The 11,017-nt window shown below is 42.6% G+C and carries 7 protein-coding genes and 1 tRNA gene; all 8 read right to left on the bottom strand.

Annotated elements, in window-relative coordinates; genetic code table 11:
* Positions 1-141: 141 nt before the first annotated feature.
* A tRNA-Glu gene (locus D8787_RS07680) sits at positions 142-213 on the bottom strand.
* A gap of 110 nt (positions 214-323) precedes the next feature.
* Entirely contained in the window at positions 324-758 is a 435-nt protein-coding gene (locus D8787_RS07675) for a cytidine deaminase family protein (protein ID WP_125422466.1), read from the bottom strand.
* Between the two features lie 13 nt (positions 759-771).
* On the bottom strand, positions 772-2,232 hold the full coding sequence (gene gltX, locus D8787_RS07670) for a glutamate--tRNA ligase (protein ID WP_125422463.1): 1,461 nt from the start codon (positions 2,230-2,232) through the stop codon (positions 772-774).
* Positions 2,233-2,359: 127 nt separating this feature from the next.
* Complete coding sequence (locus D8787_RS07665) at positions 2,360-3,709, bottom strand: glucose-6-phosphate isomerase (protein ID WP_125422460.1); 1,350 nt, start codon at positions 3,707-3,709, stop codon at positions 2,360-2,362.
* Between the two features lie 169 nt (positions 3,710-3,878).
* Positions 3,879-4,568: a gamma-glutamyl-gamma-aminobutyrate hydrolase family protein gene (locus D8787_RS07655; protein ID WP_033687443.1), complete on the bottom strand. Its 690-nt coding sequence runs from the start codon at positions 4,566-4,568 to the stop codon at positions 3,879-3,881.
* A gap of 290 nt (positions 4,569-4,858) precedes the next feature.
* The gene (patB, locus tag D8787_RS07650; protein ID WP_125422457.1) at positions 4,859-6,625 is read right to left on the bottom strand and encodes a multidrug efflux ABC transporter subunit PatB; all 1,767 of its coding nucleotides are present in this window, start codon (positions 6,623-6,625) and stop codon (positions 4,859-4,861) included.
* 1 nt (position 6,626) lies between these two features.
* The gene (patA, locus tag D8787_RS07645) at positions 6,627-8,333 is read right to left on the bottom strand and encodes a multidrug efflux ABC transporter subunit PatA (RefSeq protein WP_125422454.1); all 1,707 of its coding nucleotides are present in this window, start codon (positions 8,331-8,333) and stop codon (positions 6,627-6,629) included.
* Positions 8,334-8,479: 146 nt separating this feature from the next.
* On the bottom strand, positions 8,480-11,014 hold the full coding sequence (gene mutS, locus D8787_RS07640) for a DNA mismatch repair protein MutS (RefSeq protein WP_125422451.1): 2,535 nt from the start codon (positions 11,012-11,014) through the stop codon (positions 8,480-8,482).
* Positions 11,015-11,017: the final 3 nt, after the last annotated feature.

The raw sequence follows: 11,017 nt of genomic DNA, 5'->3' as shown, positions 1-11,017 counted from the left end.
GTTCAGTTTTCAAAGGTCTTTGTCACTCACTTCTCTCAAGTGACAACTATATCAGTATATCACAGTCGCTTTCGCTTGTCAACACTTTTTTGAAACTTTTTTAAACTTTTTTCATCAAGTGTTTCAAACCACAATATACCATAGTCCGTACGGGATTCGAACCCGTGTTACCGCCGTGAAAAGGCGGTGTCTTAACCCCTTGACCAACGGACCAGAGTTGTTATTTTCAACTCTTACTATTATACAGCCTTTTCTAACTTTGTCAACACTTTTTTTAAACTTTTTTAAGTTAAGTAAAAAGAGCCAGAATTATACTGACTCTTCTATTTATTATTAAACTTAGAAGCACGTTCTTCTCCCCACCAATAGGGCATTAGTTCTGCGACTTTCACTATCTTTCTTCTATCGTAGTCCATCATGAATTCTGCATCTTTATTTTCAGCGTTCAACTCTAAAAGGAATTCTCTGCAAGCTCCACAGGGCATTCCTGAACTTCCACCATAAGGCGGTCTGTCTCGAAAGGCTAATACTTTTTTAACCTTAGTTTGTCCTGAAAATTGGTACATATTAAAGAGTGCCGCTCGCTCTGCGCAGAGATGGAAAACACCACAGGTTCCCTCCATACAGAATCCTGTAAATATTTGTCCATCTTCTGCTTCTACTGCGGCTACGACATGGTTAGCGTAAACAAAATCAGATACTTCATGTGGATCGTATAGTTTCCGTGCTTCTTCGTACATCTTTTCCCAGATGTCCATTATTGCATCCTTCTTATTTAGAGATTTCTTTTAACATATTTTCAATATGCTGGATTGATTTTTCACGGCCTAACAAGAAGATAGTATCTGGCAATTCTGGCCCATGCATTTCACCTGAAACAGCAATACGAATTGGCATGAAAAGATTTTTTCCTTTAATACCTGTTTCTTTTTGAACAGCTTTGATTTGTGGGAAGATATTTTCTGTTACAAATTCATCATCTGTCATCGCTTCAAGTTTTGCTTTGAAGGCTTCAAGAACTGTTGGGACCGTTTCTCCCGCCATGACTTCGCGCTCTGCTTCGGTCAATTCTGGGAAATCTGAGAAGAAGAGATCTGTCAATGGGATAATCTCATCTACTGATTTCATTTGTGGCTTATAGAGTTCTACCAATTTTTCAGCCTTGTCAGTTAAACGGCCTGCTTCCTCTAAGAATGGTTTTGCCATTTCAAAGATAGTTTCTAGGTCTGCATTCTTGATATAATCATTGCTCATCCAGTCTAGTTTTTTCTGGTCAAAGGCTGCTGGAGACTTGCTGAGGCGGTTTTCATCGAAAAGTTTAATCAATTCTTCACGAGAGAAGATTTCATCTTCGCCACCTGGATTCCAACCAAGAAGGGCGATAAAGTTAAAGACTGCTTCTGGTAAATAACCTTTTTTACGGTAGTCTTCGATAAACTGAAGGGTGTTGGTATCGCGCTTAGACAATTTTTTCCCGGTTTCAGAGTTGATAATCAAGGTCATGTGACCAAACTCTGGAGCTTCCCAACCAAGTGCTTCATAAACCATGAGCTGTTTTGGTGTATTAGCAATGTGGTCGTCTCCACGGATTACGTGAGAAATTTGCATATCATGGTCATCGATGACAACGGCAAAGTTGTAAGTTGGGTAGCCGTCTTTCTTTTGGATAACCCAGTCACCACCGATATTGCCACCTTCAAATTCGATATCGCCTTTAACCATATCATGCCACTTGTAGATACCTGACTCATTGACAGCCAAACGAACCGTTGGGATGATCCCTGCTGCTTCACGTTCTAAGATGTAAGCTGCTTTTTCCTCTTCACTCATACCAAGGTATTCATTGATGTAGCGTGGTGTTTCGCCAGCTGCTTCTTGGCGTTCGCGTTCAGCTGCCAACTCTTCTTCTGTAACATAAGATTTGTAGGCTTTTCCTTCAACTAGCAATTGGTCGATGTATTTTTGATACAAGTCCAAACGTTCAGACTGGCGGTAATTTTCATGTGTTTCTGGGCTTTCATCCCAATTCATTCCTAACCAACGAAGGTTTTCAAGTTGTGAACGTTCACCATCCTCGACATGACGTTTACGGTCAGTGTCTTCTATACGAATGATAAAAGTTCCACCATGATGACGTGCATACAAGTAGTTGAACAATGCTGTACGGGCATTCCCGATGTGTAGTAGTCCTGTTGGACTTGGTGCGTAACGTACGCGGATATCTTTTGACATAGTTTCTCCTATAAAGTCTCTAGGCGTCTGCCTTTTTGCTCTCTATATTATATCACAAGTCTTGGCTGAGTCCAATTGCTATGAATAAAGAGAGTAAAAAGAGTGGACAAACCACTCTTTTCTTCTATTATAGACGTGCGTTAAGTTCTTTGCTCAATTCTTCAAATCCTGGTTTTCCAAGAAGGGCAAACATGTTGCGTTTGTAAGCTTCAACACCTGGTTGGTCAAATGGGTTGATAGCATTCAAGTAACCTGAAAGGGCGATAGCCAATTCGAAGAAGTAGATTGTGTAACCAAGAGTGAAAGCGTCTTGCTCTGGAAGAGTCACGTACATGTTTGGTACATCACCATCTGTGTGGGCAAGAAGAACACCGTCAGTCGCTTTTTTGTTTACAAAGTCAACGTCTTTTCCTTGAAGGTACCCAAGTCCATCAAGGTCTTCTTCCAAGCTAGGAATAATCACGTTTTTACGGGGTTTGTCAACACGAACAACTGTTTCAAACATGATACGAGTTCCTTCTTGGATAAATTGACCAAGTGAGTGCAAGTCAGTTGAGAAGTTGGCTGAAGTTGGGTAGATACCTTTTTGGTCTTTCCCTTCTGATTCACCAGCCAATTGTTTCCACCATTCTGAGAAGTATTGAAGTGATGGTTCATAGTTTACCAAGATTTCAGTTGCATAGCCTTTACGGTAAAGGATGTTACGAACAGCTGCATATTGGTAAGCTTCGTTTTCAGAGATTTTATCTGAAGTGTAGTCTTTGCGAGCTGCGTTAGCACCTTCCATAAGGGCTTTGATGTCAGCTCCTGATGCTGCGATTGGAAGCAAACCAACAGCTGTCAATACTGAGAAGCGTCCACCGATATCATCTGGAACAACAAATGTTTTCCAACCGTTAGCGTCTGCTTCAACCTTAACAGCACCTTTTTGGCGGTCAGTCGTTGCATAGATACGTTTGTTTGCTTCTTCTTGTCCGTATTTCTTAACCAAAAGTTCTTTGAAGACACGGAAAGCGATAGCTGGTTCAGTTGTTGTACCTGATTTAGAAATCACGTTTACTGAGAAGTCTTTGTCAGCTACGTACTCTACCAAGTCAGCAAGGTAAGTAGATGAGATTGAGTTTCCTGCGTAAAGGATTTGTGGAGCTTTGCGTTCTTCTTTTGTTTGCAAGTTAGCAAAATGGTGATTCAAGAAGTCGATTGCTGCTTTGGCACCAAGGTAAGATCCACCGATACCGATCACAACCAAAACATCGCTGTCTGACTTAATTTGCTCAGCAGCTTTCAAGATACGGTCAAATTCTTCGCGGTCGTAGTTTTCAGGAAGGTCCAACCAACCCAAAAAGTCGCTACCAGCACCAGTTCCTTTACGGATCAATTCATCTGCTGCTGTTACTTGTGCTTGCATGTATTCCACTTCATGCGGGGCAACAAATTTGTCTAAAACTTTTGAATAATCAAATTTAATATGTGACATGTTATTCCTCCAATATTTCTTCTTTTCTATCATAACGCTTACCTTCGTTTTTTTCAAGTTTTTTTGTCGAATTTCTCCAATTTTTATCAGAATTCAAACGTTTGCGTAAAAATCCCACATTCCAAAAATTTTGAAATAATAAAAGAAAAACGACTAGATGTTCCAGTCGTTACAGTTCATTCAATAAATACTCAAATAATTCTAAATTGCCATCTTCTTCATTAACTAGAAACTCTGGATGCCACTGCAAACCGATAATACGGTGCTCGTCGATAGATTCAATCGCTTCGATGGTTTGGTCTCTGGGATCAATAGCAGTTACACGGAAATTAGGTGCCAAATCTTTGATACTCTGACGATGGACGGAGTTGACCTGACTTTCTTTTCCAAATAGCTTAGCCACCACGCTTCCTTCCACTGTCTCAATAGAGTGAGATGTTCCGAAAGGTAGTCCTTGCCAGTGACCTTCGATTTCTTGATTGAGGGTTCCCCCAAAGGCAACATTGACAAGTTGGACACCACGGCAGATTGCCATAATTGGTTTGTTCTGACGGAGAGCTTCCTTCAAGAGTGCCAATTCAAATTCATCACGGACTAGATTGTAATCATCGCTCTCGATGGTCTTTTTCTCTCCATAAAACTGAGGATGGACATTTTGACCGCCTGTCAAAATAAGTTTGTCAATCATTTCCACATAATCGCGTACAACTGACTCATCACCAACAGGAATGACTAAAGGAAGACCACCGACTTGACGAATACTCTCTGCGAATCTACAAGATACAGATGAGTGAATGTTTTTGCCTTCTGCGTCTACTGGACATAGATTTGCAGCAACTCCTACAACCGTTCTAGTCATGATGTCTCTCCTTTCGAATGTTAATACTCTTCGAAAATCTCTTCAAACCACGTCAGCGTCGCCTTACCGTAGGTATGGTTACTGACTTCGTCAGTTCTATCCACAACCTCAAAGCAGTGCTTTGAGCAACCTGCGGCTAGTTTCCTAGTTTGCTCTTTGATTTTCATTGAGTATAACGATAGTCCTATCATATCACTCAAAATGACTTTCGTCTAATATGTTTTTTTTAAGGCTGTGATAAAAATTTTTTATGGACAAGAAAAAGCTGCCCACATAGGACAACTTCTTTCTTATTCGAAAACAAATTGATTGTGATAAAGTTCTGAGTAGAAGCCACCTAGTTTCAAAAGTTCATGGTGGTTACCGCGTTCAATGACTTCTCCATCTTTAAGGACAATAATCTGGTCTGCATTGAGGATGGTCTTCAAACGATGGGCAATGACAAAACTGGTTCTACCCGCTACAACCGCCTCCATAGCATGCTGAATCTTACTTTCTGTCACCGTATCTACGTTTGAAGTTGCTTCATCGAGAATGAGAACTTCTGGATCTGTCATCAGGGTTCGAGCGATAGAAATCAATTGCTTTTGTCCTGTTGAGAAGATGCTCTGGTCATCATCTATAAGAGTATCGTATTTATCAGGTAAGCTTTCGATATAGTCATGAATGTGGGTTGCTTTGGCTGCTGCCTCAACCATTTCTTGACTAGCATCTGGCATACCGAAACGGATATTGTCTCGAATGGTTCCACTAAATAAGACTGAATCTTGCAAGACAATTCCCACCTTGCTTCTGAGACTATCTAAATCATAGTCACGGATGTCTTTGCCGTCAAAACAAATCCCACCAGCATCAACATCATAAAAGCGATTGATGAGGTTCATAATAGTCGTTTTCCCTGAACCTGTTGGACCAACAACTGCTGTCATCTGTCCTTTCGGAGCAGAAATGCTGACATCTTTCAAAATAGGTTTATCAGGCAAATACGAGAAATCAATATGACTGATTTCAACACCTTCTTGCAACTTAGTGAAGGTTGGAGCCTTTTCAGGTCGGATTTCTTCCTCTGCACCAAACATTTCCTGAATCCGTTCAGCCCCTGTAAAGGCTAACTGGAGGCTTCCCCAACTAGCTGCAACTTGAATAATAGGCTGGTAGTATTGCTGAGAAAATTGGGCAAACATAACAATCAAACCGAGGGCTGTACTAGTTTCAATAGTCTTATCATTTAATAAAACAGCTGAACCCGCAAAGATGACGATGGCTGTGTTAACCAAACTCATCCCATTCATGACAGGGAACAGAATTCCTGAAAACATTCTTCCTTTAAAGGTTGCTTTGCGCACGCGCTCATTTTGTTCAAGAAATCCTGCCATCATATCCTCTTGAATTCCTTGGACAATTACGGCTTTTTGGCCTGAGATACTCTCATCCATATAGGCGTTGAGTTTCCCTACCTCTTTCTGCTGTAGATTGGTGTATTTGCGTGCCATTTTCACGATGAAAATCAGCATGAGGAAGGCCACTGGTGTGCTGGCAATGGTGATGAGCGCCAGCGTCACATTTCTCGAAAACATGACAAGAATCAAACCAATGTATAAAACAATATTGCTCATGACCTGAACCAGACTTTCATTAAAGGCTTGGAGGATATTATCCAAATCACTAGTAAAACGAGACAGGATATCGCCATCTTGTCGGCGGTCAAAGAAAGAAACCGTCAAGCGAGCAAGCTTACCGAAGAGACCTTTGCGCATCTCGTTGGTCGACTCTGCAATCACGCGCGTCATGAGACACATGTATATGACACTGGAGATAAAGAGAACCAAAACTAGCAGGCCAAGATTGACCATAATTCCTGATAGGCTTTGCCAAACAAGTTCTGGATTGCCATCTTGATAAGCTTGAACTAAATTGGCTAGCTCTGTTACCGCTTGTCCAGAAAAGACCGGAAAGAGGGCTTGGGCAAGAGTTGATAGAACCAGCATCAAGATAACAACCACAAATGAGAACTTGTAGACCTTAAAGTAATGCCAGAAAAATTGAACTGTTTTCATGTCACTCCTCCTTTCCTTTTTGTGTTTCATAGATTTCACGATAAACAGCATTGTTGGCAACCAAGTCTGCATGTGTCCCTTGACCAATCAATCGTCCCTGATCTAGAACCAAGATCTTGTCTGCATGAACAACCGAGCTAATCTTTTGCGCGATGATAATGGTTGTTGTTCCCTTCAAGTCCTTATTCAAGGCTTCTTGCACTAGGCGCTCTGACTTAGCATCTAGGGCCGAGGTCGAATCATCAAAAATCAGAATACGTGGATTGCTGACAATTCCACGGGCAATCGACATCCTTTGCTTTTGCCCACCAGAGAAATTGGTTCCCCGTTCCTCAACTGGACTTTCAAAGGTTTTCTCCATACGATGGATGAATTCACTAGCCTGGGCAATATTGGCTGCGCGTTCCATTTCAAATAGAGTAGCATCTCCCTTACCCTGTCTCAAGTTATCTGCAATGGTTCCACTGAATAGAATAGCACGTTGGAGAACGATAGACACTGTTTTACGCAGGGTTCCTTCACTCACTTCTCGAATATCCTTGCCTCCGATTTTAATAGAGCCTTCCTGTGGGTCAAAGAGACGTGGAATCAATTGAGCCAAGGTTGACTTTCCTGCACCAGTCGCTCCAACTACACCAACCATTTGACCAGGCTCAATAGTAAAGGTCACATCTTTCAGTATTGGTTCCTTGTCCATTGGATAGGTAAAGGTTACATTTTCAAAGCTAAGACTTCCAACCAACTCTTCATCTGGGACATCCTTGAAGGTCATAGCTGGCTCTGCGTCAAGAATTTCTCGAATACGACGCATGGAAATCATGGCACGGCTGACAGAATTTCCCAAAAATCCAACCATAACAATGGTAAAGATAATCTGGCTCAGGTAATTGACAAAGGAAGCAATGGAACCAACAACAGAAGGATCCGACTGAACCATTCCCGCGACCAGCCAAATAGAGAGGAAAACCGCCCCATAGCCAACTAACATCATAAAGGGTTCCACTACTGAAAAGGCATAGCCGATATAAAGATTTTGACCGAGAAGTTCGTCTGAGACCTCTGTAAACTTAGCAAACTGCTCTTTTTCTTGGACAAAGGATTTGACCACACGAACACCGCGCAGATTTTCCTTGGCGATAGCATTGATGCGCTCAAGAAGAGTTTGAAACTTGGCAAAACGAGGGCCCATCATTCCCATCATGACAGCAGTCAAGGCAAAAATCAAGACTACCATGAGAACAATCACCCACCACAGGGAGGGGAGGGTTTGAACTGCAAGGATAAACGAACCGATGAACAAGAGGGGAAGTCTAAAAAGAATTTGGAAGGTCATCATGACGACGTTCTGAATCTGGTTGATATCGTTTGTCATACGAACAACTAGATTTCCCGCATTAAATTGTTCAATATTGGCATAAGAAAAGGTTTGGATTTTACGGAAGGCGTCCTCCCGAAGGTCGGATGAAACTCCTTGGGCAATATAGGCTGCAAGGATAACATTGAGCCCGCCAGCAACCAGACCGACCAAGGCCACACCAATCAACCAAGCCCCGATACTATAAATAGCTTCATATTTCCCAGCAAGTAAGGCATCTAACACTTCCTGCAGATAACGCGGTTGCAGAAGTGAACTAGCAACCATCAAGCCTGTCATCAGAAGCGAAGCCAAGGCCTGCCACTTGTAGGTTTTTACTTTCTGAATCAGCATATTTTCTCCTTAAAAAATAGACAAAAGGGAGCGACAATGCGTCAGCTCCTTCTCATTCTGTTTGTGTGATGTTATTCTAGCAAAAAAGTGGGAACTTGTCAAAGAAGTCTCCTTGATACAACTAGAATAACTAGTCATTCTTGGCTTTATAATTTTTGTTTTAACTCGACCAAGACATTCATAGCCTGCATAGGTGTCATATTGTAAACATCCAGTTTAGCTAATTCTACTAGGATAGGATGCTCTTCTGCCGTATCAAAGAGTGAAATCTGTTCAGTGACAGCACTTGTTTGCCTCATAGGAACTGGACTTCCTGTACCTTGATTCTCTAACTGAGTCAAAATCTTATCTGCCCTTGCTAAAAGGTCTGCTGGTAAGCCAGCAATCTTAGCAACATGAATACCGTAAGATTTGTCAGCTGGGCCTGGTTCAATCTTATGAAGGAAAGTGACCTGCCCATCCTGCTCCAAGGTTGCCACGTGAACATTGACCAAGTGTTGTAAACTAGACTCCAGACTGGTCAACTCATGGTAGTGGGTGGCAAAGAGGGTCTTGGCTCCGATGTGCTCATGGATATATTCGATGATGGACTGGGCAAGAGCCATCCCATCGTAAGTTGCAGTTCCCCGTCCTAACTCATCAAAAAGAATCAAAGAATTCTTAGTCGCATGCGAAATGGCATTGTTGGCCTCCATCATCTCCACCATAAAGGTTGATTGACCTGAAACCAAGTCATCTGCTGCTCCGATACGGGTAAAAATGGCATCAAAAATCGGCAAATGAGCGCTTTCTGCTGGCACATAAGAACCCAACTGAGCCATAACCGCCGTCATGGCTAACTGACGCATGTAGGTTGACTTTCCGCTCATATTGGGCCCCGTAATCAGTTGAATACTGGTATCTTCTGCCATCTGAATCGTATTTGGAATATAGGTCTGAGCCCCCATAACCTTTTCAACGACAGCATGGCGCCCTTTCTGGATATCGATTTGTGAGTCGTCTCCGAACTCAGGTCGAATCAAATGCTGGGTTTCAGCCACAACTGCCAGACTCTGTAAGACATCAACCGTCGCAATTCCTTGAGCTAGAACCTGCAAACGCTGGATGTATTTGCTGACCTCTTCACGAATACGCATAAAAATTTCGTACTCTAGGTTGGCTGACTTCTCACGTGCCTCTAGCATATCTCCCTCGATACGGGCTAATTCTTCGGTTCCAAAACGTTCTGAGTTTTTCAGCGTCGCCTTGCGGAAAAAATGTGCTGGCACATTTCCCAGTTGCGAATTGGTCACATGGAAATAATAGCCATCCTTTTTATTATATTCAATCTTGAGCGTACTGATACCAGATTTTTCTCGCTCCTTAGCCTCAATCTCAGCAATCCAGCTAGTCCCCTCTCTGAGAACGCGACGGTACTTATCTAAGGTCTCATCAAATCCAGTCCGTATAATACCACCTTCCGTAATCACATGAGGCGCTTCAGGAGCAATCGCTACGCTAATCAAGCTCTCCAACTCTGGAATGGCATCTAGTTGTTCGATCAAATAGGCTAGAGCAGGTTGCTCCATCCCTTCTAACATCGCACGAATCCGTGGTACACTAGATAAGGTGGTCGCCAACTGCAAGAGATCCTTTGGATTGGTTTTGCCAAAAGAAACCCGACTAGCCAAACGCTCAATGTCATAAACACCCTTGAGACTGTCTGTCAAATCACTACGCTCAAAGAAATGGTCAAGAAAGACCTGCACCACTTCTTGACGTTGGATGATTCGCTCCTTGTCAATCAAAGGACGATGGATCCAAGAACGTAACAGACGCATCCCCATAGCCGTCTTGGTTTCATCCAAAAGCCAGAAAAGGCTGCCTTGCTTCTTGCCTGAACGAGCATTCTCAACCAAATCCAAACTAGCCTTAGTCGCATAATCCATCTGCAAGAAATCCTTGATTTCATAGCGGATAACAGGTTTGAGGTGGTTCAATTCCCTCATCTGGGTTCGATGAACATACTGGAGCAGCTTACTAGATGCCGCTTGTTCTACGCTTCCCAAACGCGAATCCAGTAGATGGACATCCTCAAAAGATTCTTTTTCATAGGAAAGCACCAGATTCATCTGACGACTGAGGATTTGTTCTTCTTCCTCAGACAAGTCATAACCCAACACCACTTCGCGCGCCTTGAGATTACGAATTTCCCCACAAACCAGCGTGAAATCCAAAAGACCTGTCACATAAAAGTCACCAGTCACCAGATCCATGTAAGCTAGTCCAAATTGACTGCCATCACGGTCTATGGCAACCAAGAAATTGTTCTGGCTGTCCGGCTTAGTGCTATCGACCACTGTACCTGGTGTAATGACCTGAACAACCTCTCGTTTAACAACCCCAACCGCTTGCTTAGGATCTTCCATCTGCTCAGCAATAGCCACCTTATAGCCTTGCTCAATCAAGACATCAATATACTGCTGGGCAGAATGATAGGGAACACCCGCCATAGGAATCGGATTGTCGGCATTCTTGTTGCGACTCGTTAAGGAAATTTCCAGAATCTGCGCAGCATTGACCGCATCCTCATAAAATAATTCATAAAAATCACCCATCCTAAAGAGCAAAAAAGCATCTGGATATTGCTTTTTAATATCCACATACTGTTGCATTCCGGGGGATAGCTTTTCTATCGCCATTTT

The organism is Streptococcus mitis, from assembly GCF_003944325.1.
GTDB lineage: Bacteria > Bacillota > Bacilli > Lactobacillales > Streptococcaceae > Streptococcus > Streptococcus mitis_CW.
This window is presented reverse-complemented; position numbering and strand designations above follow the sequence as displayed.

Bases quoted from the DNA above. Each gene is read 5' to 3' on its own strand.
- D8787_RS07675 (WP_125422466.1), bottom strand. From the start codon at position 758: ATGGACATCTGGGAAAAGATGTACGAAGAAGCACGGAAACTATACGAT.
- gltX (WP_125422463.1), bottom strand. From the start codon at position 2,232: ATGTCAAAAGATATCCGCGTACGTTACGCACCAAGTCCAACAGGACTA.
- D8787_RS07665 (WP_125422460.1), bottom strand. From the start codon at position 3,709: ATGTCACATATTAAATTTGATTATTCAAAAGTTTTAGACAAATTTGTT.
- D8787_RS07655 (WP_033687443.1), bottom strand. From the start codon at position 4,568: ATGACTAGAACGGTTGTAGGAGTTGCTGCAAATCTATGTCCAGTAGAC.
- patB (WP_125422457.1), bottom strand. From the start codon at position 6,625: ATGAAAACAGTTCAATTTTTCTGGCATTACTTTAAGGTCTACAAGTTC.
- patA (WP_125422454.1), bottom strand. From the start codon at position 8,333: ATGCTGATTCAGAAAGTAAAAACCTACAAGTGGCAGGCCTTGGCTTCG.
- mutS (WP_125422451.1), bottom strand. From the start codon at position 11,014: ATGGCGATAGAAAAGCTATCCCCCGGAATGCAACAGTATGTGGATATT.